The sequence below is a fragment of the Streptomyces sp. NPDC005752 genome, assembly GCF_040630715.1.
Taxonomy (GTDB): domain Bacteria; phylum Actinomycetota; class Actinomycetes; order Streptomycetales; family Streptomycetaceae; genus Streptomyces.
Map to the genome: position 1 here is coordinate 120,902 of NZ_JBEXYB010000011.1, position 25,970 is coordinate 146,871.

24 protein-coding genes and 3 pseudogenes are annotated in these 25,970 nt (G+C 67.9%); 7 read left to right on the forward strand and 20 right to left on the reverse strand.

Annotated elements, in window-relative coordinates:
* Positions 1-62: 62 nt before the first annotated feature.
* The 4 genes from ABZ441_RS12025 to ABZ441_RS12040 all read right to left on the reverse strand — a co-directional run bounded on the left by ABZ441_RS12025 (position 63) and on the right by ABZ441_RS12040 (position 2,215).
* Positions 63-488 (reverse strand): DUF6415 family natural product biosynthesis protein, encoded by a 426-nt coding sequence (locus tag ABZ441_RS12025; protein WP_358971417.1) that lies wholly within the window; start codon positions 486-488, stop codon positions 63-65.
* Between the two features lie 271 nt (positions 489-759).
* On the reverse strand, positions 760-1,179 hold the full coding sequence (locus ABZ441_RS12030; RefSeq protein ID WP_358971420.1) for a hypothetical protein: 420 nt from the start codon (positions 1,177-1,179) through the stop codon (positions 760-762).
* On the reverse strand, positions 1,179-1,616 hold the full coding sequence (locus tag ABZ441_RS12035) for an ATP-binding protein (protein WP_358971423.1): 438 nt from the start codon (positions 1,614-1,616) through the stop codon (positions 1,179-1,181). Before ABZ441_RS12035 ends, ABZ441_RS12030 begins: the two co-directional genes overlap by 1 nt.
* Positions 1,616-2,215: a hypothetical protein gene (locus ABZ441_RS12040; RefSeq protein ID WP_358971426.1), complete on the reverse strand. Its 600-nt coding sequence runs from the start codon at positions 2,213-2,215 to the stop codon at positions 1,616-1,618. Before ABZ441_RS12040 ends, ABZ441_RS12035 begins: the two co-directional genes overlap by 1 nt.
* A 491-nt stretch (positions 2,216-2,706) precedes the next feature.
* Between ABZ441_RS12040 and ABZ441_RS12045 the strand changes: the two are divergent.
* The 7 genes and pseudogenes from ABZ441_RS12045 to ABZ441_RS12075 all read left to right on the forward strand — a co-directional run bounded on the left by ABZ441_RS12045 (position 2,707) and on the right by ABZ441_RS12075 (position 11,700).
* A pseudogene (locus ABZ441_RS12045) lies at positions 2,707-4,062 on the forward strand (hypothetical protein).
* Between the two features lie 187 nt (positions 4,063-4,249).
* Complete coding sequence (locus ABZ441_RS12050) at positions 4,250-5,641, forward strand: Tat pathway signal protein (RefSeq protein WP_358971429.1); 1,392 nt, start codon at positions 4,250-4,252, stop codon at positions 5,639-5,641.
* A gap of 40 nt (positions 5,642-5,681) precedes the next feature.
* The gene (locus ABZ441_RS12055; RefSeq protein WP_358971432.1) at positions 5,682-6,155 is read left to right on the forward strand and encodes a TrmO family methyltransferase; all 474 of its coding nucleotides are present in this window, start codon (positions 5,682-5,684) and stop codon (positions 6,153-6,155) included.
* A 325-nt stretch (positions 6,156-6,480) separates the two neighbouring features.
* Positions 6,481-7,858: pseudogene (locus ABZ441_RS12060) on the forward strand (IS1380 family transposase).
* Positions 7,859-8,050: 192 nt separating this feature from the next.
* Complete coding sequence (locus ABZ441_RS12065; RefSeq protein WP_358971435.1) at positions 8,051-9,061, forward strand: HAMP domain-containing sensor histidine kinase; 1,011 nt, start codon at positions 8,051-8,053, stop codon at positions 9,059-9,061.
* On the forward strand, positions 9,036-10,037 hold the full coding sequence (locus ABZ441_RS12070) for a response regulator (RefSeq protein WP_358971438.1): 1,002 nt from the start codon (positions 9,036-9,038) through the stop codon (positions 10,035-10,037). Before ABZ441_RS12065 ends, ABZ441_RS12070 begins: the two co-directional genes overlap by 26 nt.
* A 270-nt stretch (positions 10,038-10,307) precedes the next feature.
* Positions 10,308-11,700, forward strand: a pseudogene (locus ABZ441_RS12075) (IS1380 family transposase).
* A 106-nt stretch (positions 11,701-11,806) separates the two neighbouring features.
* Here ABZ441_RS12075 and ABZ441_RS12080 read toward each other — a convergent pair.
* The 16 genes from ABZ441_RS12080 to ABZ441_RS12155 all read right to left on the reverse strand — a co-directional run bounded on the left by ABZ441_RS12080 (position 11,807) and on the right by ABZ441_RS12155 (position 25,898).
* The gene (locus ABZ441_RS12080) at positions 11,807-12,292 is read right to left on the reverse strand and encodes a hypothetical protein (protein ID WP_358971440.1); all 486 of its coding nucleotides are present in this window, start codon (positions 12,290-12,292) and stop codon (positions 11,807-11,809) included.
* Positions 12,289-13,737 (reverse strand): TraM recognition domain-containing protein, encoded by a 1,449-nt coding sequence (locus ABZ441_RS12085; protein WP_358971443.1) that lies wholly within the window; start codon positions 13,735-13,737, stop codon positions 12,289-12,291. The genes ABZ441_RS12080 and ABZ441_RS12085 overlap by 4 nt, the downstream gene beginning before the upstream one ends.
* 39 nt (positions 13,738-13,776) lie before the next feature.
* The gene (locus ABZ441_RS12090; protein ID WP_358971445.1) at positions 13,777-14,040 is read right to left on the reverse strand and encodes a hypothetical protein; all 264 of its coding nucleotides are present in this window, start codon (positions 14,038-14,040) and stop codon (positions 13,777-13,779) included.
* A complete protein-coding gene (locus ABZ441_RS12095; protein WP_358971448.1) occupies positions 14,040-14,426 on the reverse strand; it encodes a DUF6238 family protein in 387 nt (128 codons plus the stop codon). Before ABZ441_RS12095 ends, ABZ441_RS12090 begins: the two co-directional genes overlap by 1 nt.
* Entirely contained in the window at positions 14,423-15,859 is a 1,437-nt protein-coding gene (locus tag ABZ441_RS12100; RefSeq protein ID WP_358971451.1) for an ATP/GTP-binding protein, read from the reverse strand. The genes ABZ441_RS12095 and ABZ441_RS12100 overlap by 4 nt, the downstream gene beginning before the upstream one ends.
* Positions 15,856-17,382: an SCO6880 family protein gene (locus tag ABZ441_RS12105; protein ID WP_358971454.1), complete on the reverse strand. Its 1,527-nt coding sequence runs from the start codon at positions 17,380-17,382 to the stop codon at positions 15,856-15,858. Before ABZ441_RS12105 ends, ABZ441_RS12100 begins: the two co-directional genes overlap by 4 nt.
* A gap of 6 nt (positions 17,383-17,388) precedes the next feature.
* Positions 17,389-19,020, reverse strand: coding sequence for a hypothetical protein (locus tag ABZ441_RS12110; protein ID WP_358971457.1), 1,632 nt, complete (start codon positions 19,018-19,020; stop codon positions 17,389-17,391).
* Positions 19,001-20,311 (reverse strand): hypothetical protein, encoded by a 1,311-nt coding sequence (locus ABZ441_RS12115; RefSeq protein WP_358971460.1) that lies wholly within the window; start codon positions 20,309-20,311, stop codon positions 19,001-19,003. The genes ABZ441_RS12110 and ABZ441_RS12115 overlap by 20 nt, the downstream gene beginning before the upstream one ends.
* Positions 20,312-20,314: 3 nt before the next feature.
* Positions 20,315-20,653, reverse strand: a complete 339-nt coding sequence (locus ABZ441_RS12120; protein ID WP_007447287.1) for a hypothetical protein — start codon at positions 20,651-20,653, stop codon at positions 20,315-20,317.
* 50 nt (positions 20,654-20,703) lie between these two features.
* Complete coding sequence (locus ABZ441_RS12125) at positions 20,704-21,681, reverse strand: bifunctional lytic transglycosylase/C40 family peptidase (protein WP_358971463.1); 978 nt, start codon at positions 21,679-21,681, stop codon at positions 20,704-20,706.
* Between the two features lie 10 nt (positions 21,682-21,691).
* Positions 21,692-22,300, reverse strand: coding sequence for a hypothetical protein (locus ABZ441_RS12130; protein ID WP_358971465.1), 609 nt, complete (start codon positions 22,298-22,300; stop codon positions 21,692-21,694).
* A gap of 431 nt (positions 22,301-22,731) precedes the next feature.
* On the reverse strand, positions 22,732-23,283 hold the full coding sequence (locus ABZ441_RS12135; RefSeq protein ID WP_358971467.1) for a hypothetical protein: 552 nt from the start codon (positions 23,281-23,283) through the stop codon (positions 22,732-22,734).
* 83 nt (positions 23,284-23,366) lie between these two features.
* Positions 23,367-24,464, reverse strand: a complete 1,098-nt coding sequence (locus ABZ441_RS12140; protein WP_358971475.1) for a DUF2637 domain-containing protein — start codon at positions 24,462-24,464, stop codon at positions 23,367-23,369.
* Between the two features lie 20 nt (positions 24,465-24,484).
* Positions 24,485-24,904, reverse strand: coding sequence for a DUF6195 family protein (locus tag ABZ441_RS12145; RefSeq protein ID WP_358971478.1), 420 nt, complete (start codon positions 24,902-24,904; stop codon positions 24,485-24,487).
* Complete coding sequence (locus tag ABZ441_RS12150) at positions 24,901-25,251, reverse strand: DUF4326 domain-containing protein (RefSeq protein WP_358971481.1); 351 nt, start codon at positions 25,249-25,251, stop codon at positions 24,901-24,903. Before ABZ441_RS12150 ends, ABZ441_RS12145 begins: the two co-directional genes overlap by 4 nt.
* Positions 25,251-25,898 carry an ATP-binding protein gene (locus tag ABZ441_RS12155; protein ID WP_358971484.1) on the reverse strand — a complete coding sequence of 216 codons (648 nt, stop codon included), beginning with the start codon at positions 25,896-25,898 and terminating at the stop codon, positions 25,251-25,253. The genes ABZ441_RS12150 and ABZ441_RS12155 overlap by 1 nt, the downstream gene beginning before the upstream one ends.
* Positions 25,899-25,970: the final 72 nt, after the last annotated feature.

Below are 25,970 nucleotides of genomic sequence, written 5' to 3' on the forward strand. Positions count from 1 at the left end.
GTGGACAGGCCGGTCACGGGCCGGCCGCCAGCTCCGCCATGGAACGCGGCCGGGGCGCGGGGTCACTCCCGTTGCGGTGCCTCGATCGAGCGAGAGTGGACTTGCTCTTGTGAGACCTCACTGAACTTGCGGCTCAGGGACTGGACGAGGCGGGCAAGGTTCTGGGCGCGGTGGGCGGCCGGCCGAGGGGCAGCGGTCTGGGAGAGAGGTCTCAAGTAGAGGCGCCTGCTGGCCTCGCCGAGGATCGCTCGTGCACCGTTGCCGAGTTCTGAGCCCGCCGGGAGGCTGAGCACCTGAGCTTCTAAGTCGTCAGCGACGAGCCGGCCGAAGTCCGTGAACCGCTGTGCCATGGCGAGAGCGTCCGTGACCGCGGGGAGAGCAGTGCTGTCTAGGTTCCAGGCCAGGGCTGCTTCGACGAGAGCCAGTATCTCGACCTTGTCGGGAAACGCGGAGGCACGTGGGGTCGTGGCCTTCACAACCGTTGTCACTGCTCGATTCCCCTCTGGCGGGAACGACCGCTCCGGAGGCACAGCTCAGCGCACCGAGCTTCGTCAGCGGCTACCAAGTTGTCGATGGCGGGGCCTGGCCGACGACGCGGGGAGCGAAGCACCCCAGCGCAGACGATCACAGTGAGGACGCGGCGGGAGTTCCGCCCAGCGCTAGGGCACAGCGGCTCCCATCGGGGGAGGTGCGGAGCCGTGGCTTCCCAGCGTCGGGCCGACAGGCCCAGCGGCCCGACGTCTGGGGTGGAAGGATGCGTCATGAGCGCTCGTCCTCCCTGAGCTCGGCGAGTTCGCCCATCAGGTCGAGGACAGTGAGGATCGAGCTGGCGAAGCGCACCAGGTGCCCGTGGACATCCTCCGAGCCGGGGAATTCGCTGCTCCGGGCCATGACCACGTCCATCTCCGACGGGTAGGGCCTCAGCAGGCGCACGACTACGTCGTTGAGCGTCGGGGTCGCGGCCCTCAAGCGGTCCGAGATGACGGCGCTGCCCTCTGCGGAGAGTCGTGCTGCGTTCTCACCGAGGACGGTCTCCAGGTCGTCGTACAGGTCGACGGTGACCGCGTCGTAGGCGAGGAGGCGGCGCAGGCCGAGACCGACCCGGCTGGCTGTCTCCGCGTCGTTGGCGAACGCTGCCGCAGACGCCAGTGGAGCGCTCTCGTACGCCAAGGCGGTCATCAGGACCTCCCCGAAGCGAGGAGAAATTCACACCACGTGGTATGTCCGCCTCCGCTGACTCCCCAGTTGTGGGCGAGGACTGCGATGAGGAAGAGGCCACGGCCGGACAGGTCGTCGTCCTCCGCCTTGGCGAGCTGGGCGGGGGCAGGGTTTTCGTCCGTGACCTCGATCCGCAGCACGCCCCCGGCGCAGATTGCTTTCAGCCCTACGGCGCCATGCCCGTGCTGGATGCCGTTGGTCACGAGTTCGGACACCGCGAGAACTACATTCTCGGCGGTCGATTCAGCCACCCGCCATCGACGCAGGTGGTGGGCAGTGATCTTGCGCATTTGAGCGACGCGGCGCTTCTCCGGGGTGAAGGCGACTGCAAATCCGGGGCCGACGCCCTGCTGCATTTCGCACGCGGTAACGACTATGGCAGACGTCGCGGGGCTCATCAGGCTCCTCCCGGTAGAGCGCGGTGGGAGTGGTTGTGTCGTGCAGCGTCATTGAGTCGGGCACTTCTCACTTCGCTGGCAGTCACTCCGTACGTGGGCTCCGGTGTGTCCGCCGGCTGGGTCACTCGGCGTTTCGCTCCCGCGCTCTCTGGGGTCACGAGCGCCACAAACCCGCCGTAGTGCGCCATCAGGTCGAGTTGGAGTTCGTACTCGTCCAGGTGCGGGCTGATGTCCGTGTGCGCCGCAACCACGACGCCGTCGATGTGGCCGGCGTGCACCAGATGCAGCACCCAGCGCCAGCCAGGGCGGTGCATCGGATCCGTCTTCTGAAGTCGGTCCTCGATGCAGTGCTCCGCGCTGACCCGCCACCCTTCGCCGGAGGCGTAGTAACGGGACGTGGTGAACGTAGATGCCTGCCGCTCCCGCAACGACTTCAAGGAGTACAGGCAGACGCGGGGGGTTCGACCATGCGCTTCGAGGTGCATGAGGCGGTGGTCAAGGACTTCTCGGCGCGAGATCCCGAGCCTGACGATCGGATCGGGCGTTATGCGGACCTGGTGCGTGCGCCACCGCTCAGAGGACCGTCGCTCGGCTTCCATCCATGCCGGCGCCTTGCGTGGCCGAGCGAACTCCTGGCTCCAGGGTTCAGGCGGCGGGTACAGGGGCCACTGGTAGACGTATGCGGCTCTGTCCAGGTACTCGGTCAGTCTGTCGGCTAGGGCGAGTGGCACTAGAGACTCCCCATCGAAACGCGGTTCCGTGGCAGATCGACGCTGGCATGGCCCGCGGCGCTCACGGCGTCGCATGTGCCAGTGGAGGCGTTCATGTGAGGTGCTCCCGCTCGTCGAGTAGCTGGCCTGAAGAGCGAACCGCCTAACCGTGGCGATTGGCATGGGGTCAAGGCTCTGGAGGTGGTCAAGGTGGTCAAAGATCATCAACAGACCCCGTGTCTGACGACCTTGGCCTGACAGATCACTTCCAGCTGGTTCTGCCACTTAGGTAATCGCGCGGTGACGGTCCGCGGGTACCGTGGAGAGGCGGGCATCGTGAAAGCCGTGAAAGAGCTGTCGGAGCAGTCGGGAGGCTCGCAATGCCGTCCAACCCGCGTACGCCAAATCTCGGGCTTGCCGCGCTACTTGACCAGGCGGGATGCCAGCGGCAGGAACTTGCCAGGGCGATCAACCGGATAGGCGCCTTAGCCGGCGTGTCGCTGAACCTGACTGGGCAGGCCGTTTCGAACTGGGTCAGCGGAGCGAATAATCCAAAGGCACAGGTCAAACCGCTTTTGCTGGCTGCGCTTTCGGAGAAGTGCGGGCGTCCGATCACCCACGAGGAAGCCGGACTATCGCTTCCCGCGTCCGACGAAGGGGAACAACACCTCGACAATGTCGAGCACTTGCTCACTCTCGGAAGGGCGGACATGGACCCATCTCGTCGCGGCGTTCTCGCCGCAGGCGTGTTCTCCGCAGCACTCACGGTGCCGGTCTTCGGTGCTGCGTCCGAAGCCCACGCTCACGAGCCCGTATCGCCAGGCAAGGCCACGACCCGCATCGGCGCCTCACAGGTCGCCAGTGTGCGCCGCACAACGAGCCGGATCGCGGACATCCTCGACGAGGACGGAGCCGGTCATGCCCGCCCGATGGCTGCGGCTTACCTCGTCAACACCGTCGCTCCTTGGTTGCGTGCGCAGGCGACGGGGAAAGTCGCTGCCGACATGAGGGGCGCGGCATCTGACCTGACGTACCTGACAGGCTGGATGGCGATGTAGGAAAAGGACCACGCCGCCGCCCAGCGCTGGTACCTCAAGGCACTCGACCTTGCCGCCGAGGCGGGCGACCACGTGACCTACTGCCGCACCCTGCGCGGGATGTCCTTGCAGATGACGAGCCTGCGTCGCGGTGCGCAAGGCCTGGAGTTCGCCGACTCCGCCGCTGAAGCGGCCCCCTCCGCAGGGCCACGCCTCGTGGCGTTCCTGCGTGGACAGCAGGCTCATGCGGCGTCCATGGTCAAGGACAGGCGCCGGGCCCACATCCGACTCGGAGAGGCCGAAAGTGCCTTGTCGAAGGCCGACAACCGAAGGGATGCGGTTGGCGGCTACGACCGGACAGCATGGCTGTTCCATCTCTCGCACGTCCTGGTGGAGGAAAACGACCTCCCGGGATCCATCAAAGCGCTCAAAGACTCGATCGCTGTGCAGCCGTAGCAGGAACGACAAGGCCGGGTCCACTCCTACGCGCTGCTCGCCCAACGCCAGTTGGCGCTCGGGCATGTTGACGCTTCTGCATCTTCGTGGGGTCGGTTCCTCGACGAGTACGAGCAAGTGTCCTCCGCGCGGGGTGACGATCACTTTGAGACGATGCGCAAGGAGATGCGCCGATACCAAAAGGCCAGCGCAGTGCAAGAGCTGGCTGGCCGCGCTCGGGAAATAGCCGCTCTGAAGGCGTAGATCCGCTCCCCACAGAACGTTCTGAGGTTTCGGATTTGTGGACCACTCGATAGGGGGCGTGTTTGCGACACCAGGCCTGCGCCGAGTATCAGTTGAGTACTACGTTGAGTCTGCACCCGCCCCATGGTTACCGCGTGGCGGGTCGGTCAACGTGGTCAAAGATCCTTCCCAGGTGCGGGGGCCCAGGATGGCGCGCGAGCGGAATGAGCGGCTGGTCGCTCTCCTCCTGGAAGCTGGCTGGTCACGGGCGCTCGCCGCAGCCGCTTACAACCGGGTAGCGGTCGAAGCACTGAACGGTGCGGTGGTGGAGAATTCCAAGATCGGACGCTCCCACGTGAGCATGTGGGTGGGTGGCGTCCAGCCATCCGGGGTCGCCCCCGTTATCTTGTGCCAGGCGCTGTCCCGCCGGTTGAAGCGTGAGATCACGCCACAAGAAGTCGGGTTCGCAGCCGCCACCTCCCCAGCGCAGGAGGCGCTGGACTGGCGCGTCGATCCTCTGATCGCGCTGAGCGACTTGGGGAATGGCGTGAACTCGGACCGGCGTCGACTGCTGGCAGGCGGTGTGTACTCTGCGGCGTCCCTAATCCTGCCGGACGCGGCATGGTGGCAGGCCATGGCCGAGCCACCGGCCGAGGAGACCGCGGCTCGGAAACGGGTCGGTCATGGGGACGTCGAGACCGTACGGGAGCTGACCCTCGCGTTCTCGCGCATGGATCAACGGCGCGGAGGTGGGCACGGCCGGCGGGCCGTCGACGAGTACCTCAAGGACGACGCTCACAGCTTCCTCCGGGGACGCTTCGCCGACGAAGAGACCCGGCGCGCCATGTTCTCTGCCACTGCCGAACTGGCCTACGTTTCGGGCTGGATGGCCTTCGACAACAGCGAGCACGCCATTGCGCTCCAGCGATTCAACATCGCGGTGAAACTGGCAGCCCGGTCCGGCGACGCACCCCTGAGCGGCCACATCTTGCGCGCCATGGCCCACCAAGCGCTCGACATGGGGTTTCACCACGAAGCTCTCCAGCTCGCACAGGCTTCGGTTCATGGGCAGAGGTACGAAGCCGCCACCCCCCGAGAGCGGGCGCTCCTGGGCGTGGTGCACGCGCGGGCCCTCGCAGCGAACCGGTACAACGAAGGCGCGGCTAAGGCCCTGCTGCGAGCCGAAGATGACCTCTCCAGGGCACATGACGGGATCAAGGAGCCTGACCGGACGTTCTTCTTCGGAGAGGCGTCCCTCGCCCACGAGACCGCCTGCACATTGCGAGACCTGGGCGATCACCAGGGGGCAGTGAAGGAATTTCGCCGCTCCGTGCGTACACGTGGTGCTGCGTTCCGGCGTACGCACGCGGTCACCCTCGGGTACATGGGCGCGACGCAGATCGCCCAGGGCGGGGTGGAAGAAGCGTGTGCAACGTGGACCAACGTCCTGGACGCGATGGAGGACGGGATCTACTCCGGCCGCGCGCGGCAGAGAGTCGTCGACATGCGACACCTGCTGTCGCCCTACCGAAAGCGCGGTATCCCCGTGGTCGGGGTGCTCGATGCCCGAGCTGCCTCGTACCTCGCCCAAGTAGATTGATCGGCAGCGTCTGTGCATTCGAGTTGAGGGGGACGGGCCCATGGCCTTGGAGATCCAGCCGATCGGGGAAGTCATCGCTGGTCGCAGCGAGGTCGCTGATGACTACTGGGGCGACGTCGAGTCCGTGATCCAGCTCGACCAGGGCGAGTTCCCCATCGACTCCGTTCAGGGCCTGGAAGAATTCTCCCACTTGGTGGTGGTGTGGCATTTCGATCAGGCGTCACCGGAAGACGTTGAGTACCACGCCCGGAGCCCGCGCGGTAATGCGCAGTGGCCTGCCACGGGAACGTTCGCGCACCGCAACCATCGGCGCCCCAACCAGCTTGCGCAGAGCTTCCCTCGCCTGTTGGAAGTCGACGGCCTGCGTCTCCGGGTGACTGACCTGGACGCGGTGGTCGGGACAAAGATCTACGACGTGTCGCCGTTCTTCAGCGAGATGGGGCCGCGCGGCCCAGTGCGCGAACCCGTCTGGCCAAGCGAGATGCTGGTGGACTACTGGGCAAAACGGAGCTGAATGCCACGCGGGAGGCTTCCGGCCCGCTAGCGGGCTTCCACGTGGGCACTACAGACTGGGCTCTTCGAACTCGTCTGCAACGTCGAATTCTTGCGACGGGAGGGCCACGGCATCGGTCGACGCCGGGCGGGACCCATCGCGCGAGCCCGTCGTCACCATTTCAGGCGCCGGCCCGTCGAGGGGGCCGCCACCAATCTCCTTAGCCTCGCGCTTTCATGAAGTGTTCTGTCCGACGGGTGGTCAGGTAAGCGAAAAGCGCCTCTAACCAGCAAGAATGAGGATTGTCTAGGTCCCTGCTCCTGCTCCAGCCGGAGGCACTTCTCAGGTGAAGAAGAGCATCGGGTCGTACCCGCGTGTCCGCATCGAGGGCGGCGGCCGGGCGGTGGTCTCGCAGGCCGGGGGCGTGCTGCTCGTCGAGACCGTCCGCAAGGCGGGTCTGGACACTGCGATATCAGCGGCGCTGACGCCGTGGCGGAAGGCTCGGGCGGTGCACGATCCGGGCAAGATCCTTCTGGACGTGGCCCTGGCGGTCGCGCTGGGCGGGGGCTGCCTCGCGGATGTCGCCATGCTGCGGGCCGAGCCGTCCGTGTTCGGGCCGGTGGCCTCCGACCCGACGGTCTCCCGCCTGATCGACACCCTTGCCGCGACCGGGCCGAAGGCCCTGACCGCGATCAGGGCCGCGCGGGCCGAAGCCCGCCGACGTGTCTGGCGGTTGGCCGGCCGGGAAGCGCCTGACGCGGGCGGGGCGGTGACCGTGGACCTCGACGGGGTGCTGGTGATCGCGCACTCGGACAAGGAGGGCGCCGCACCGACGTGGAAGCGGACCCTACGGCCACCACCCGCTGATGGGTTTCGTCGACCACGGACCGGGCGGCACGGGGGAACCGGTCGCGGCCCTCCTCAGGCCGGGCAACGCGGGATCGAACACCGCGGCCGACCACATCACCGCCACCGGACTGGCCTTGGCCCAGCTGCCGAAGAAGTACCGGCGCGGGCGCCGGACCCTGATACGCACCGACTCCGCGGGCGGCACCCACGACTTCGTCGCCTGGCTCGCTCAGCGCGGGCGGTGGCTGTCCTACTCGGTCGGTATGACGGTCAGCGAGCAGGTCCACCAGCACGTGCTGAAGGTTCCGGCATCGGCCTGGACACCGGCCGTCGAGACGGACGGCGAGATCCGCGACGGTGCCTGGGTCGCCGAACTCACCGGCGACGTCCTGACCGGCTGGCCCAAGGGCATGCGGCTGATCGTCCGAAAGGAACGACCGCACCCCGGAGCCCAGTTGCGGCTCACGGACGCGGACGGCATGCGGCTGACCTGCTTCGCCACCAACACTGTGGGCCGGCCGATCGCCGAACTCGAGCTCCGTCACCGGCTACGGGCCCGGGCCGAGGACCGCATCCGGGCCGCCCGGGCCACCGGCCTGCGCAACCTGCCCCTGCACCGCACGGCCCAGAACCGGATCTGGCTGGAGATCGTGCAGCTCGCTCTCGACCTGCTGGCCTGGATGACGACGCTCGCGCTGACCGGCAAGGCCCGGCTCTGGGAACCCCGCCGCCTACGCCTGCGCCTGTCCACCGCGGCCGGACAGCTCGTGACCACCGGCCGTCGGCGAATCCTCCGCCTCGCCCGGCACTGGCCCTGGACCAGCTGCATCACTACTGCCCTCGACCGGCTCGCCCAACTGCCCGACCCCGGCTGACCAGTACATTCCCCGCCCCTTCGACAGCACCTCAACACCCGGCCCCGTGGAAACCGGCGTCGCCCCGAGACGACACTCGGGCGATCAGCCTGCCCATCCTCAACTCACGGCACGAAAACGGCCCACCGACTCCGTCGACGGACCGCCATGAAACTTCGAGGCACTAATCTGGGCGCATTGCCGAGGGGGGCCATGAACGAGACCATCACCGGACTCTTGTCAGGGACGACTGCGGGGGTCGTCGCGATGTCGGCCATGTGGTTCGCCGTCAGGCAGTCCAGGCGGGCGGACGAAAGGACGTACGAACTCGCGAGGTCGATCGAGGAGATGCAGAAGATCCTGCGTCTGCAGGAGTACGAGGTGTCGGAGGCGGCCAGGTCTCAGCGTTTGGTCCCGGAGCTGCTTGAGCGCCTACCCGATGAGATCGCCTTCCGGGTGTGGCAGGACACGAAACGCCGGACGCAGCGCGTCACCAATGTGACAGCCGACGTCGTCCACCTGAGCTCGGCCGACGTGAGCGGCGAACGGGCCAGGCTGACACAGGAGATCGCCCACTCGCTCGGCACCCCGCTGGCCCAGATCGAGGCCGCGGCGCTGTCCATGGAGTCGCTCTCGGCGGGTGGGGACGAGACTGCGGAGCGCGCTGTCCGGCGCATCCGGGAGGGCGTCGAGATATGCAAGTGCTTCATCAATGCGTACAGGAACTACGGAACCATTCAGAAGGGCGTGGGGGAATCCTTCACGGGCGCGGGTGCGGACGCGCTGATCATGGCGCTCGATTTCTACTCGGACGCGGCCGGCAAATCGATCGATGCAGAGGTCGGTGAAATTCCGGAGTCCTTCGCCGGATACTCGAACGACTTCGTCATCGCCGCGCTTCTGCCGCTCCTCGAAAACTCCGTCGACGCATCTCCGGAGCGTGGACGGATCGCGGTGAACTTCGCGAGAAGGCCGGACGCCATCTCCTTCGCTATCTCCAACACGTGCGCGGGCGGACCGCCGGGCGGCGAGGTGTTCGACCGGGGGTACACCAGCAAGAGCGGGCATCAGGGAGTGGGCCTGTCTGTGAGCAAGGGCCTGATCGAGGGCTACGCGGGCGGCGAGATAACGATGGATGTGGACGGTGACGAGGTCACGTTCACCGTTGCGTTGCCCTTCCGGAGAGAGGAGGACGGCGATGTACTCGGTACTGGTGGTCGATGACTCGCGCAGCATGGCTGATCAGCTCGCCGAACTGATCACCGTGCAGACCGGCTTCCGTGTGCTGTCCTGCAGCCGGCCGGAAGACGCCCTCGCTGCCGTTCAGGAGCACCCGATCCGGGTCGCTCTGCTCGACCAGCGGATGCCGCTCAAGAGCGGCACCGAGCTCTACCGCGAGCTCCAGCAGGTGAACCCCGCGCTCAAGGCCGTCATGGTCACCGGAGAGGCGAGCTCGCACGAGGTCGGTCAGGCGATGACTCTCGGGTTCTCGGATTACCTCGCCAAGGGCGAGATTGCGAGTATTTCCGACGTCGTCCTCAAATGGCATACCCAGTACGAGGTGGACCGGGCGGCTCAATGGCGTGTCGGCGCCCCTGAAATCCTCCATTCCGAACGGAGAAAATACCTGCTCTTCGGCGACAGGGTCAGGTACTACCTGGCCGGCGTCCAGGTCCTTGACGAAGCGTATGTGCTTCCGGGCAGCTGGGTAACGGTCCAGCAGATCAACGCGGGCCAGGAGAAGAAGTACACGTACAGCACGTCCGTCAAAGAGACGTTCATCGTGGAGACGTCCCAGCAGTACAACGCCAAGGGAAGTCTGGCGGCGGACGTCGCGAGGAAGACGAAGGTCGGCGCACGCATCGAAGCGGCGGTCACCCGGATCGTGAGGAAGGCCCGGACGACCGAGACGACGGCCACGGCGTCGACGGAGGAGACGTATCGGCTTCCCGAGGAGTCGTCAGACCCGGCGGACAACTACGTGAAGTCCCGCCACATCGAGAGCGCCCCCGTCTACAAGAAGCTACGTCTCTCCTTCGTGAAGGCGTGCAGCTGCTGCCGCGAGGACACCTCGGTCCCGTTGGTGGTGCTGGTGTTCGACGACACCTACGCGACCAGGCACACGGACTACTACCGCGACGGAACGTCGGAGATCATCGAAACGGGCCACATCCGCCGCCCCGCCCCGGACACCGCGTAGCCGCCAGTTTGTGGGCCTGGCAGGTCCGCCCCATGACCAGCCGCTCGAAGTCGCCCGAAGAGCCGGGCCCAGGCCCGGTGGCTCAACGAAATGTGGTCAGTTCATCAGGATGACCTGCCAAAACACCTGACGCCGGCGCGTGGCTGTTAACCTCGGGCTTTCGCTTGAGGTCCGTCCGGATCATAGGCGGGAACGCGAAAGTGCCTTCTGAGCTGGGACGATGAACCTTGTCTAGGGGTTCTGTCGTTCCAGGCGGAAGGCACTTTCTACGTGCAGGGTATCGGTTCGCGTCCCAAGCTTCACGTCTCTGCTGACGGTGCGGGGGTGGTTGGTCACGCCGGAGCGCGGCTGCTGGCTGATCTTGCCGATGTCACCGGGCTGACCAGCGCGTACTCAACCGCGTTGAGACCGCTTCGGCCACGCGGCACCGGGCATGACCCGGGCCGGATCGCTACCGACCTCGCGGTGATGCTCGCTGACGGCGGCGAGACCATCACGGATCTGACCGTGCTGCGCGACCAGGGCGAGGTGTTCGGCCCTGTCGCCTCGACACCGACTACCTGGCGGCTGCTGGCCGCCATCGACGAACGCGTACTGGACCGTCTGCGCTCGGCCCGCGCCCAGGCACGGGAAGTGGCCTGGCTCCAGGCATCCGAGACTCGCTGCGGCATACCGGCGGCGAAAGCCGGCGGACATGAAGTGCCCGGCCTGGTCCTGGACATCGACGCCACGCTGATCACCTGCCACTCCGAAAAGGAGTCGGCCGCACCCACCTACAAAGGCGGCTTCGGCTTCCACCCCCTGGTGTGTTTCCTGGCCAACACAGGCGAGGCCATGTCCGGGCGGCTGCGGCCCGGGAACGCCGGAGCCAACACGGCCGCGGACCACATCGCGGTACTGGACGACGCTCTCGCGCAGATCCCCGACGCCCACCGGCACGGCACCGACATCCTCGTCCGCACCGACAGCGCCGGATCCGCAAAAGCATTCCTCACTCACGTCCGGAACCTGCGAACACGCGGAATCCGCACCTTCTTCTCGGTCGGATACGCGGTCACCGAGCCGGTCCGCCGCGCAATCCGGGCATTGCCCGAGCAGGTCTGGCACCCCGCCCTGGACCAGGACGGCACCCTCCGCGAGTCCGCCGAGGTCGCCGAACTGACCGGCCTTGCCGGCTACCCGGCCGGCACCCGCATCATCGTCCGCCGCGAACGCCCCCACCCGGAGCCCGGCTCTCACTCTTCGACCAGGACGAGGGCATGCGGCACCAGGTCTTCCTCACCGACACCCCATCACCTCCGGCCCGGCCCAGTTCCTGGACGTCCGCCACCGCCAGCACGCCACCGTTGAGGACCACATCCGATGTGGCAAGACCACCGGATTCGGCCGCTTCCCCTCCCGCCATTTCCTGGTCAACGCCGCCTGGCTCGAACTCAGCCTCGCGGCCATCGACCTTCTCGCCTGGACCCGCGTCCTCCTGCTGGACGGCGATCTGGCCACCGCCGAACCCAAGAGACTGCGCTACCGAGTCCTGCACGTCGCCGCCCGGATCACCCGCGGCGGCCGCCGCTTGCGTTTGCGGATATCGGCGACCTGGTCCTGGAGACATGAACTGACGGCCGCATTCCACCGTCTGTCCGCACTTCCCCGCCCCGCCGGCTGACCCGCCGTCCCTGCCCACCTCGACTCAAGGACCTTGGAGAACCCGACCCCGCGTCGGGCCCTCACCATGCCCACCGGCCGATGCAGCCTCGAACAACCTCGCCCAGTCACCCAGCAGACCCAACTGAAAGGGCGAGGTTAGCGGTGGGCCAGGCGGCGAGTTGGAAGCGCGCCGGACGCTCGTCGTGCTTGCCGACGCGGCACTCGTCGCCCGCCTTGCCCAACGTCTTGTTCATGCGGGTGAGGAACCGGTCGTACTGCTCTTGCCAGATCACGGATGAACCCGCCTCCGCATACGCGTCTCCCCTGGCGAAGGTCAGGGCCGCGATCTCGTACGCCAGTCCCTTGTGCTGCACCCAGCAGGGCGGGATGACGTCCTGCGGCTGCCAGGCGTACGTCCGGTTCAGCCAGCGGCACACAGAATCGAGCCACGCCGGCATCGGCTCGATCAACTCGGCGGACAGGGAGCCGAGGTCCCACGGGGCGGGACCGTCGGCGGCCACGGACTCCTCTGTGCTCCGCTCCGCGATGTACTCCAGGATCAGTGCGGGCGGCTCGGGGAAGGGCTCGAAGCGGGTCAGGGTCTCGGTCATGCGGCAGCCGCTCCTTCACGCCCGGCCCACGCCGCCGCGTGGGCCGTGGCCTGGTTCTTCCTCTCGGTGGCCCGCCGGGTCCGCTCGGTTTCGTTGGCGGCTCGAAGGTCACGGACGTGACCCTCGATCTCGGACCAGGAATCCCAGGTCCACATGCCGTCGAGTCGGGTGACGATCGCCGGGAGGTTGTCCGCGAGGACCAGAGCGTGCCCGGCGGGCAGACCTCTGATCTCGTCTCCTCGAAGGACGGGTTCGAGCGCCATGTGCGTGGCCGTCGAGTGGCCACCGCGGTCCCCACCGGACGTGGTCTTCGTCGTGCGCTCTCGCTCGACCTGACCGCACAGGTCGGACATGTCCTTCAGGAAGTCGGGGTCCTTGTCCCCGGGCAGGACGATGACGTTGTTGGTGAAGGCCGCCAGCTCCTTGGCGGTGTCCTCGCCGAAGCGGGCACGAGCCGACGCCCACGCCTGGAGGCCGTAGATGACCGTGATGCCACGACCCCGGCCGTCTGCGACGCGTTGGCGGAGGGAGGGGATAGGCGCGATGTTCGGCGCCTCGTCCAAGGCCGCGAGGAGAGCGGGGTCGAGCCGCCCGGCCGGGGACGCGAGAGCGTGCGCCTCCGCGAGATCCAGAAGGTCTTCGGCTATCGCGGTGGTCAGCGGAGCGACGCTGTTCACCTCGCTGTCCTTGCCGAGGAGGTAGAGGGTGCCCCCGGCGTCGAGGAACGCGCCGAAGTCCGTGGGGTCCTCTCCGTCTCCCTGGAGGGCGTTGATCACCGACTGGTGCATGAAGGGTTCGAGGGCCGCGTCCAGGGTCGAGGCGGTGTTGCCGACGGTGCGGCTGTCGCCGGAGGTGGCCGTGCGGAGCATGTCCGCCCAGCCGGGGCCGGCGCCGGGGTGGGCGTTGAGGATGCCGAGGGGCGCCGGGTCGGTCAGCTTGCGGGCCCACCGCAGTACCCAGTCGAGGGACGCGCCGTCGAGGGCGGCGGCGTGGAAGAAGGCGGCGAGGATCTTGGCCGCCTGCCCCTTGTAGAAGGCGCTGCCCTCACTGGATTGTGCCGCGCTGTTGGGGGTGCGCGAGCCCGCGACGAACGCCTTCCCGCGCATCATCGCCACCTCCGTGTCGGCTGCGCCGTTGATCGGGGTCCACCGGAAGCGCGGGAGGCTCGGTGCGATGTTCTGCGGGTCGAAGACCGCGACGGGCCGGCCGTCCCGCTGCCGCGCGTCGAGGGTGAGTTCGACCAGATCGGGCTTGGTCGAAGTGGCCAGGACCGGCCCGGCCCAGTTGCGGACGAGCGGGGCGAAGAACCTCATCGTCTTTCCGCTGCCCATCGGACCGATGACCCGGCATGCCTTGTCGGCGCGGGACCAGAGGTCGACGCCCTTCGGGCGCTGCGAGGTACCCAATGAGTAGCCGAAATCGTGAGGATCGAGGGGGTGGGGCATGACGTACTCCGGAGCGAGGTGGGCGACAAGGAGGGAGGGTCAGCGAGCGGCGGCGCGGTCCTTCGCGAAGCTCACCCCAGCTGCGCGGCGGGGGTGGCTGTCGTCGCTGGTGAGGGAGGGCCGGATCTCGGTGGCCTTCAAGACTGCTTTGGCCGACATCTGGCGCTTGAGCTGTCCCTTGCTCGCGAATCCGGCGTTGCGCCGTCCGCGGTTCAGCAGGAACCAGAGCGTCACCACGGCCACCGCGCACACGGCCGTCACGGCGTACAGGGCCAGGGCGATTCCGCCGGGCAGGATGTCCACTACTCGGCCCTCCGGGCGACGCGGGCCGCCAGGTAGCGCATCCGCCGGCCGCACAGCCGCGACATCGACGCGTCGGGCCCGGCACAGCGCGGGGGCGCGGTGTGGAAAGCGCTGTGCAGGTCCTCGGCAGCTCGCCAGATGTGGGCGACGGCCGTACGTACGCGGCCCCCGGCGGCGGAGTAGTCGCCGTGGTCCAGCACGAGGGCCAGTTCTTTCATGCGCCGGGCGAGGTCAAGTGCTTCGGCGTGCAGCTGGTCGATGTCCAGTCGCACCGCGCGTTCGTCAGCGGGAGGCGTGGTGTGGTCGGTGGTGACGGTCATGGCGAGGGCTCGTTCCGAATCTGCGTGGACGGGGTCGGCGGCGGAGAGGTGGTGGTATCCGCTCATTCGGTGTCCGGGGAGGTGCTGGTCAGGTCGGTCATCGAGCCGGAGGAGAAGCACAAGTGCTGCTCGGCCTCCACCAACAAATGCTGGACGCCCGGGTAGATCACCTCGCCGACCTTCCACAGGGCGATCCCGCGGCGCAGACGCATGATGTGCTCGGCCGTCCAGGACGGCAGACCCAGCCGGGCCACCGTCGCTTCCGCCTCCGCCTTCTTCTGGCTGTAGATCACGATGGTGTCGGCCATCTTCAGCGCCGCTTGGGTCTCCGAGCTGTCGTCGATGTCAGACAAGTGATGAACGATAAAGATGCAGGACAGGCCGTACCCACGCGCGAACTTGAGGAACTTCTCCAGTAGCGAGGCGAGTTGGGGCGTCCCGAGGATGTGCCACGCTTCCTCACAGACGAGGATGCGCTTGCGCTGCGTGTAGCGGCGGCAGCCGGAGCCGGGGTTCGGCCCCAGCTCCCAGGCTCCGGAGTTCGCGTCGACCACGACTCGGTCGTGTTGCCCCGGCTCCGACCCGCATTCGCACAGCGGACGCAGCCACACCTCTTCGAGGAAGACCGAGATCACGGCGACGAGGATGGTCATGGCGACGCCACCGGACGGGACCTTGGTCAGGTCGAAAACGATCATGTCTGCGTCGAGGTCCACGCCCAGGCTGGTCGGGCCGTCGAGCATGCCCGTCAGGTCGCCGGTGGCGTCCTGCTCGCTGCCGCAGAGCCGATCCAGGACGTAGGACGCCTCCAGGCCGTCACCGAGAAGTTCGTCCCGCGTACGCTTCTTGGCCGCCGCGTCGGACTCCTCCGGTGACCGCAGCGCCGCGGCGACGTCGGCCAGGACCGAGGTGCGGCCGAGTTCACCCGCCCGCTGGTGGGCCCTGCGGATCGCGATCCGCAGGGCAGAGCCGGCGAACTCGTCCAGGGCCTTACCGAGACCGAGTTCAACGATCGTGCGCACCAGCTCGACTTGCCGCTTGCCCGCGATGGCGGGGTCCATCGGGTTGATGCACGACGCCGTACGGCCACCGCCGGGGGCGAACTTCACCGGGGCCTTGCCGGTCAGCGAGCGGCCGAGCGCGGCCCACTCGCCTTCTTCGCGCTCCTTCTGCTCCTTGGTGTCGAGGACGACGACCTGACGCCCGAGGCGGATCTGCCGGGCCGCGTACGTCTTGGTCAGGGCCGACTTTCCCCGGCCCGTGTCCCCCATGACGATCATGTTGCCGCCGGGCAGGCCGTCACCGAACGCCGAGAACGGGCAGTAGATGAACGCCTTGCCCGAGTACAGCTCTCGGCCGATGATCGCGCCTGCCGTGCCGAGGGTCGGCGGTGCGATGGGCAGGTACAGGGCTTGGCTGGTGGTCGTCTCGGTGTAGAGGGGACGGCGCACCGTCTCGTGCATCGGCGACAGCGGGGCGAGGTCGAGCAGGTCTGTCACTTGATGCCTCCGGCGAGGGGCAGGGTCGTGGCGAAGGCGCGGGCGTGTTCGAGGTCGAGCCATTCGATCCGCAGGTGCGCGTTGCGGGCACGGGAGGCGGTGGTGCGCTTGGTGCGCTCCAGCTCTTCGGCGCTGCGCGAGGAGATGGTGATGTAGCCGACGACGGCGGAGCCGGCCGCGCCGGAGGAGGCCAGGGTCATGCCGCGCGATCCGGTAGCGCTGGCGGCGATCTGGTCGCGCGGGTCGATGTTCTTGCCGCGCTTACGGTCGCGGTCGATCTCGGCCTGGTTGTTCGTGTCCTCCGCGAGCATTCGCTCCACGGCCTTGTCGTTGGGTTCGAGCTGCTGCGTGATCGAGATGGTGCGGATGACGTCGGGCATCCCGATCAGCAGCGGCGAGAGGAAGTCGGGGCCGACAGGGGTCGTGGGCCATCCGACGACGGCGGCCGTGGCGTGGTACCAGCTGTCCGTGGAACCTGCCGCGCGAGTGGCGACGTGGGCGCCGTCGCGGACGTCGACGTTGCGGGGGAAGGCGTGCGCCTGTCGGAGATCGGTGTCCCAGATGGCGTGATCCGGGTCGTACGAGTTGCGGATGAACGCGGTCATCCGCCCTTCGTCCAGGGGCGCGATCACAGAGAGGTCGGCGTCCTCCGCGCGGGACCACAGCTCATCCAGGTACGCGGCCATGGCGGCGGCGACTCCTTCGTCACCGGTACCGCGGGCGGCACCCTCGGCCGCCAGGTCACGGGTGAACCGGGCGTGGATGGTGATGTAGTAGCGGTGCTCCTCAGCAGAAGTCGACACGGCGTTGGCCAGTACGTCGTACGAGTCCTTCAGCCACTGCGGGGCGTCCGTCGTCGCGGCCGACTCGTCGCGCTGCGCGATGTAACGCTGGTGGGCGTAGGGGTCCGACTTCATCTGCCGGGCCAGGACCTGGATGCGCTTCACTGGGTGTTCTTCGACGTTCCCGAAGGCGTCGAGGAGTTCGCCCCAACGCTCCAGAGCGACGATCTGCTCACCGACTTCCTTGCCGCCGAGGCCGGGCGAAGCGATCTCCAGGGTGGCTGTGACGCACCCGGCCTCCGGCTGGAGGACCACGACGGCCTGCTGACCGCGGACCGTGACCGGCACCCACGTCATGCCCGTGACGCCTTCCGGCTCCACAAGAGCGGCGTCCGGCGGTGTGCCGGTGCGGCGCACGCCGGCCTCGACGGCCGGGGACACCCATACGCCGCCGGTACGGCGAAGCGCCTTGCGGTGGTAGCGGTTGATCCGCCACCAGCGGTAGAGGGTGCGCCGCTGGGACGTGCCCTTGGGCCGGTACGGGGCGTACACGATGACCAGGGCGAGCAGGATCGGCAGGACCAGGCACGTTGCGGCGATGGCCGTCACGCCGTTGAAGAGGTAGCCGAAGAGGATGCCGGTGACGGCACCGCCGCCGAGGACGACCTGTTCGCCGAGGTCTCGGCGGCCGACCAGCCCTGTGGGGCGGTGCTTTCCGAACTGATACGTACGAGTCGACATGAAGGGTCACTGATCCTTGCTGGGGTTCGGTCGTCCGGGTGCCTGGCCGCCCGAGGGCCGCGACGGCGGCGGGGGCGTGACGGAGGGCCCGGAGCCCGAGGTGGTTCCTGATGCGGAGGAGGGGGAGGCGGGCGGTGTCGGGCCCGAGGTTCCCGTGCCGGTTGACGGCGGGGAGGGCGGCTGTGCTGTGCTCGGCGCCCCATTGGCTCCCGGTGGGCGGCCCGCCGAGGCGTGCCCACCGGCCGAGGACCAGTCCGGAGAAGAGCCGACGACCGGGTCGGAGGTCGCTCCCTGGGGACTAGCGGCGTCCGGTGCACCGGACGTACCGGCGGTGTCCTCGCCGCCCTGCTGGCTCTCGGGCTGTTCGGCCTTGCCGCCGCCTGCGGCGTCGGTGCCCTGCGCGCCTGGGGAAGTGGTGGCCTTGTTCTTCGCCACGTCGACGCCGGCCTTGGCAATGGCGGCACCGACCGCGACCGGTCCGGCCACAGCAGTTCCGCCGCCCATCTTCGCGCCAGCGGTCTTGGCGCCAGCGGACTTGGAGCCGCCGACCAAGGAGTCCTGGACACGAGCGCCCATCGCCCTGTTGGCGTGCTGGGCGGGGCCGTCGACCGCGGCGGCCGGGCCGGAGGACTGTGCACTCTTCCGGGCGTGGTGGAGACTGGCCATCTCGTCGCCGAAGGCGGGCACCCACTTGTAGAGCGTGGCGGACGCGAAGACGGCAAGCAGGAGGATCAACGCGCCGACCAGGGTCTTGGAGACCGAGTCGGACATGCTCCCCGAGGTGTCGCTGAGGATCGCGCCGCCGAGGCCCAGCAGAGCGAACAAGATCGGCTTACTCAGGCCGATGGCGAAGATGGCCCCGAACCACTTCTTCGACTTGCCCCACAGGTCGCGGTCGACCAGCCCGGCGTTGACGATCGGCCCGAGCGCGACGGCCACGTAGATGGCCGCGCTGCGGATCAGGAGCTCGATCCACATCAGCAGGGCGCCGCACATCATGATGAGGTTGACGACCAGCAGCTGTCCCACGCCCTCGGTGGGGTTGGCTGCCATGACCTTGAGGATGTTCTCCAGGAAGGGCTTGAAATTCGATGTCGCGTACGGCTCGAAGATGGCCGTGACTTCGTCAATGGCCTTCATCAGCAGTGCGATTGCGCCCGGCGTCATGGCGTTGACCACGAACTGGAGGAGAAGGAAGCCGATCGCCTCGGACACGGCGGTGGTCAGGGCGACTCCGCGGACCGCCCGTTTGGCCACGGCGATCAACCAGAGAGCCACGGTGAGCAGGCTGGAGGCCGCGAAGATGATCGCGTACTGCTTCAGGAAGCCGGTGCTCGTCAGGTCGATCTTCGTGGTGTTCTGGATCAGCTCCAGCATCTTGCGCAAGAACCAGATGTTGGCCTCGGTCAGCTTCTGGAGCAGGAATCCCAACGGGTCCTTGACGAAGTCGATGGCCGCCTTCGCCTCGCAGACCATCGGGATGTAGCAAAAGGGGTTGGCCACCGCCGAGGGCACGAAAACGAACCCGATGACCACGTTGATCATGGCCACCGCCTGGAGACGGCGGCGCCAGCGGCCTGGGGTTCCCCGCTCGATGGTCAGCAGGCCGGGGGCGTCATCACGCAGTCGCAGGCGCATTGCTGGCACCTCCCACGTCCGCGAAGCTGTCGGCCGGGTCGGCTTCCTGCATGGCCGGCGGCGACGGAACGAGCGGTTCGGACGGCGTAACGGCCGTCGTCTTCCAGGTGCCGTCCTCCCAGACGAGGTCCACGGTCATTCGCAGGAACGCGACCTGCGGGCGCTGCGTCTCGTCCTTCCCGGCGACGCCGCCCACGGACGCCGTCCACAGCTCGATGCTCGCGGCCTGGTCGGAGTAGGAGATCGAGCGGGTGGCGAGCGCCGCGGTCCGCGTGATCAGTTCGCTGCCGTCGCCGGTCGTCCCGTCCGCGCCGACCCCGCGGTTCTCCATGACCAGGCGAGCTGTCGAGTCGGTCTCCTCGGTGACCGAGCGCAGCACGCTCGACGCGGCGGTAGCCGCCAGCATCCGGTGCCGCCAGTCCTCATGGGTGAAGAACCGGGGGTCGCCGTAGAGCATGGTGGCGCTGACGGCGGCGGCACGCGCGCCGCGCTCGTCGTGTCCGTACGGGGCCGGGAAACCGCTCGGGCCGTTGGCACCGCTCAGAACGGGGTCTTCTGCAGCGGCCGGAGCGTAGTCGGCGAAGTCGCCCGGCACGTTGGACGCCTGCCGCACGTCGATCGGTGCGACCAGCCCCTTTGAGGTCGAGCTGTCCTTCAGCTTCCAATCGTTGGACTCCCACGTGAGTGTGACCGTCACCGACTGGAAATCCGTCTTCGGCGTCGTGTGTTCGGCCGCGCTGCCGCGAACCGTCGTCGTCCAGAGCCGCACCATCGCCCCGTGAGCATCGAAGCCCAGGACATGAGCCGAGAGGACACCAGTGCGGGCGATGGTTTTTTTGGCGGAGATCTTGGAGGTGTCGCCCCGTAGGGAGCCAATCGCGTCCTCGGCCGCGTGGTCGGCCTTCTTCACCACCGTTCCGGCCGTGTCCTTAGCCGCCATCACGGCCACGGCGCGGTGCCGCGCGTCCTTGTCTGTGAGGAACCGAGAACTCCCGCTGACCGTGGTGTAGTTGGCCGCCGCTGCTTTGGCGCCGGTGCGAGAGTGCGGGTAGCCGACGGGTACGCCGTGCAGCTCGCGCACGCCTGAGCCGTTCGCCTGCGGAGCCGAGTGGGCCGGTGCTGACGCGGAGGGAGCCGTGGCGGGAGGGGTGCCCGTCGACATGCTGACGACCACCCCGGCCGCGGTGACCACTGCCGCACCACCGGCCGCGATGCCCCAGAGCTTGGCCGACGAGCGGCGCGCCCCGCTGGCCTTTGAGGAGGAAACGTTCCTCCGGGATCGTGAAGCCATGGGTCACACACCCATGCCGTACGTGATGGCGAAGATGGTGCCGAAGCTGGCCACGAGGAAGACGCAGGTCAGGCCGCCGACCATCATGCCCTTGCCGCGCGAGCTGTCCATCGTGGAGTGGCCCTCGCCGAACCACCCCTTCGACTTGCCGACACCGGCGAGGAAGGCGCCGGCGCCGACGACGAGGACGACGGCGGCGATGACGCCCAGGATGACCTTCGCCGTGCCGCCGAGCTTCCCGAAGGGGCCCCAGTCCGGCTTCACACCGGACACGACATCGGCTCCGGCGGCGAGGGTCGTGTGCAGGGAGGGATCGGCAGCGGCAGAAAGAAGGTTGTGCATGGTTCAGCCCCTTGGTGCTGTGAGGGATAGTTTGGGATGGTTTGAGGTGATTAGCCGACGTGCCGCATCGCGATGATCTGCGGTTTCCAGTAGCTGAGCGGTTTGATCCGCACCTGAGCTCCGGTGTGCGGGGCGTCGATGACCTGGCCGTCGCCGATGTACATGCCGACGTGCTCAGGCCCGGCGCCGCCAGGGACGCTGAACAGCAGGTCGCCCGGGACGAGTTGGGAGACGGCCTTGACGGCGGTCCCTGCGTGGACCTGGTCGTAAGTGGTTCGCGGCAGGTTCACCCCCGCCGCTGACCAGGCCATCTTGGTGAGCGAAGAGCAGTCGCAGCCGCCCACGCCTTCGTACGGCATGACACAACTGCCGCCCCACCGGTACCAACTGCCCAGGGCCGTCTTCGCGGCCGAGATCGCGCGAGCGGCACCCTTGCCGGCCGGGGCGTCAGGGCTGACGGCGTCGGCCCACTTCGAGGCCAGCGCGCGGATCTTGCGCACGTATTCGCGGGTCTCGGGGTACGGCGGGATGCCGCCGTACTTGATCACCGCGCCGCCACCCGCGTTGTACGCGGCCAACATGTTGTCCGTCGAGTCGCCCGGCACCTTCTTGACTTCTTTGGCCAAGGTGCAGTCGTGCGCGGCCTGCGCGGCGATGGCATCAGCAGGATTTCGGATGTCCTTGACCCCGTCGCCGTCGCCGTCCTTGCCGTGCTGTGCCCAGCTCCCCGGCATGAACTGAGCGATGCCGAGGGCGCCGACGGGCGACGTCGCACCGGAGTTGAAGTTGCTCTCCGTGTACAGCTGAGCCGCCAGGAGGGAAGCTGTGACCTGCGGGCACTCGCCCGCGTGCTTGTTGATCAGCTCACGGACCCAGCCCGGTACAGGCGCGTCCGTAGTGATGCCGCCCCCAGGTCCGGCTTCCTGCGCGGAGGCGCTGTCGGCCCCTCCAAACGTGGTCAGCATGGCGACGCCGGTGACGAGCCCGGCCGTGACGAGTCCCAGACCAGCTTGTGTGCCCTTGTTCATCGCGGCCCCGTCACGCCCAGGGCAAGGCGGTGACGCGCCAGCCCTCGGCGGTGTGCTCCAGGCGGAGTGCGAGCTGTTCGTTACTGCTGCGCGCGTGGCCGGGCTTCGGGGTGGTCGTGAGGGTGTAGCTCACGCGGACGAGGGCGGAGGAGGCCGTTGCCGCAGGCGCACCGTCGGGGATGACGGTGGACGTGATCTTGGCCGTCTGGTGTGCCTTCTCGGCCCGCAGGGCGGCCCATGCGGCGTCCTGGCTCGGCCGCTTCTGGGCGAGGACGCCCGCCAGTTCGCCCGAGGCGAGCCGGGCGGCCCGAGCGCCGGCGTCTGCGTACGAGTGGTCGGCGCCGTCGCGGGCGTCGTGTTCCGCGTAGGCCGTGGCGAAGGCCCGAGCCGCCCGCTCAACGTCTTTCGGGAGGCGGGTTGTTGCCGGGGAGGCGGTGCTGCCGCTGTGCGACGGGGCGGTATCGGGGATGCCCGCCGAGACCGAGTGCGGCTGCGTGGACGCGGTCGAGGCGGCGGACGTGCCGCTGTCCGAGCTGGAGCAGCCGGCCGACAGGAGAACCAGGGAACCAGCTACGCCTATTGCGGCTGATATAGGTATGAAACGGGTGAATCGAGGCATGCGGGAACCACAACCTTGGTGCAGGAGATTTCGGAAGTGCGAGCGGCGCGGCCCCGCGGGGGCTGGAAGCCGCGCCGCTCCTTCGCAGGAAGAGGCGGGATTCCTCCTGCGGGCTTTACCGGCGAATGCCGGAGAAATTGAGAAGCAGGCCGGAGCGTGTAGCTCTATCTGCCTGTCTCATCTGTCGAAGAGTTCGATCGTGTTTCGCGTCTGTGAGACGGTTGAGCTGCCGGGTGCGTAACTCATATCAAGGCCATCAGTCCCTGCGTGATTCGAAGGAGATCCCAAACGGATCTCTAAGGCCGGAAAGCCTTGTGGCGTTGGCCGTGCCTGAATCCTTGCAGGGGTTCGCGGACAACTCGAATCAACAAAAAAGCCGGAACTTAATTCCAGGAATTAAGTTCCGGCTTTCGGCGGAGCGGCTTACGGTCCTATGCGGAGCTGTGGTGCAGGTGCTCGACCGCCACGCCGAGCCACGGGGCGGCTGGGCCGCTCAGGAGCAGGGGCGCGCACGTGCTGTACGAGAGCACGACGGCGGGCGGTTCATTGGCGACTCCGGTCAGGAGGACGTGGTCGAACGGCATCCACTCACGAGCCCCCACCGGGAGGAGTCGTACGCCAGCCGACGTGAGCACCACTCGGGCAGCGGTGTGATCGCGCCACTGCGGACGGGCGGCGTCCTCCGCTTCCTGCCGCCGACGGGAGTCGAGACGACCGTTGCTCACCCACCGCCGGCCGAAGGTCGGGTGGTCCTCGAAATAGCCACTCGCAGCGGTCGGGTAGTCGACCCCTGTCCCGTAGAAGCGGGCGGCGGAGCACGCCACGTCCGCGAAGGCGACCTCACCGACCGCAAGGGCAAGACCGTCCGCCTGGACCGGCACAAGACTGCCCCCGCCCTGGAGGTGAACCGCGAGGGCGGACGCTGCCTGTACGGCATCGGCACGGGCGGCGTCCTCAGCCCGGTCGCGTCGGCGAGACCACATCGTCGTTCCTTCCTGATCAAGCTGACCGGCCGGGGCCTGTACGGCGCGAGCCACACAGGCCCCGAGCCCGTCATGAGATGACATCACCAGAGGGCGCTGGAGGCAGCGGCGGGTGTCCTTGCCCCCTCGTCGTCCTCTTCCTTCAGCCGGGCCAGCAGCACACCAAGCCGGTCGTTGCTGATCGCCTGATGCTTGCGGACGGCGTCCCCTACAACCTCGCGACTGGTCCGTCCGGCTCGCTCGGTAGCCGATCGCGCAATCGGCAGCAGCTCTGCCAACCAGTCGTCATCCGCCTCCCGGTCTTGTGGGCATTCCGCGTCGTCCGGGACGGACGGCGTCTCTCCGTCCGCCGAGGTGCGGACCGCCGTGGGCGCGGAGGGTTCCGTGTCCTCCGGAAGTGCTGTGGTCGGCGCGTGGTCCGTAGGTCCACCGTCCGGTCCGTCCGCGCTCTTGCCCTCCGCCTCTTCTTCGTCCGCTTCGGCGGACGGATGGGCTGCGGTGTCCTTCGTACGTTCTTCTTCTGCGGGCGGGGGCTCGGCTTTCCGCAGGTCAACGGTTGCTGCGGCGGCGTCCTGCGGCGCGGACGGACCGTTTGTCAACGGCAGTGGAGGCATCGGCGCCGGTGCTTCCACCGGACGAGGACGCTGCTGGACAGCGACGCGTTCGAGCGTCGGAGACGTCTCGCGGACCGGTCCGGGACCGGAGTCAGCCCCGTCCGGGACCGCCCGCTCAGCCGTCCGCGCCATCAAAATGTAAAGGTGGACCGATCCCGCCAGCGCGAGGGGCGCGAGCATCGACAGCACACCCACGACGCTGTCCGTGAGGTGCAGCGCGGACCGTCCGGCCTGCGGAGAATCGTTCAGCGTGATGGCGTGCAGAGCGTTCGCGCCGAGGCTCGCCCCGGTCGCCGCGAGGAACAAGAACCAGGCGTAGAGCCGCGCGGCGAACCGCTGGTGCCTAAGAAGCACGATCGCCCGCACGCCGTAGGCAATGAACCCGTCGATGAACACCGGGAACAGGTAGGACAAGGTCTCCCTGGCGTGGATCGCGAGGGCGATCTGACGCAGTGCGTCGTACGAGAAGGCGAAGCCGGCCGCGCCGAGCAGGATGATCGCACTGCGGTCCCAGGCCGTCATTCCGCGAAGGCTGTAGCTCTCCTGCCGTTCGGTTCCTGCCGCCATGTCTATGTGCGTGTGTGACATCAGTGGTTGCCCCCGTCGCGCGGGCTGATGTCCTGCCAGGCCGGGGTCTGCGAGAGGAGCTGTCCGAGCTGTTCCAACGAGGTGACCTCGTGCACGTGCTGACTTGGGCAGCTCACGCACGACACCCGCAGCGAGATTCGTTCTGTGCCGCCCTGGTCGGTGTAGTACAGCTCCAGGTGCTGGCCCCCGGTCGTGTCGAGCGACGCGAAAGCTTGCAGGTGTTCTTCGAAGCTGAGAAGTCCCAGCACCTCCCAGTCGAGCGTGACTGCGGCGGCCCCCAGGAGGGTGCGTGCGTACTTGGACGCTGCGGTGATCGACCTTGGGCCCCAGGTGCGGAACGCGGCCTCCCGAGCGGTCTTGCGCCGGTCCTCTGCGGTCGTGAGGTGTTTGGCCGCAGCGAACATGATCGGGTGACTCATCGGGGGCCTTCCAGAAGATCGGTGGTGCGAGGTGCGGTGCCGTCGCCGGGCTCATTGGCGAGGCGAAGGAGAACGTCCGCGTGGCACGGAGCGTCAAGGGGACATGTGCACATCAGGTCGAGCCCGCGCAGTGCTCGGGCGAAGCGAGCTGCGTAGTGGCGTCCGACCGGGCCCCGGAGCGTGGCTGTGAAGAGGTCTACCGACTCCGCAGCGTCCATCGGGGGACCGAGCGGGGACCGAGCCCCGGCTGTGAACGGGTTCGCGTACCGGCTGCGCGGTCCAACGTATGCACAGGTTGTGGAAAGCGTTGCGGCGTCGCGGAACGCTCCGCGAAGGCGGACGGGCATCACGCCGCCCTCCCGCCGCGGCGCCGGTCAGCGCCGATCATCGGCACAAGGGCCGTGACCATCTCGGCCAGACGGCTCGCCACGCGGGCCCCGACGAAGTCGGTCAGGTCCGGCCCGTTCTCATCGCGGGCGGGCAGGTTGGACGTGATGATCGTCGGCAAGCAGTGGTTGTACCTGTAGTTGATCAGTCGGTACGTGACCTCTTCGGTCCATTCCGAGGTCTTCGCCGTACCGAGATCATCGAGGAGCAGGTACTGAACCCGGCTGAGCCGTTGCAGCTCGTGTTCTGCGGCGCCCATGACCTGTGAAGGGCGCAGGTTGCCGTACATGTCCGCCGAGTTCACGGCGATCAGCTCGAACCGGTCCGGCCCGCCGGCCGCGATCCTCCGCAAGGCCCCGTATGCCTGGTGCGTCTTGCCCGTCCCCGTGAGGCCGGTGAGGAGCAGAGCGCCAGCCCCGGCGTTGTTCGTGAGTGCCCGGTCGGCCCAGCCGATGACCTCCAGCAGCGTGGCCTCAGCATCACGGAAGCGAGGAGGGGTCGCCCGCTGCCAGCGGCTCACGGCGTAGTCGGCCCGAGCCCGGCGGTGCCACTCGCGGTCTCCCGGGTTCTCTTCCGGTACCTCGTCGGCGGGGTTGACGTTCGGCACGGCCTGAAGTCCTTTCGCAGCGAGTATTCGTTCCATTGCGCGCATCGACCTGGCGCTGCCCGCGCGTTCCGG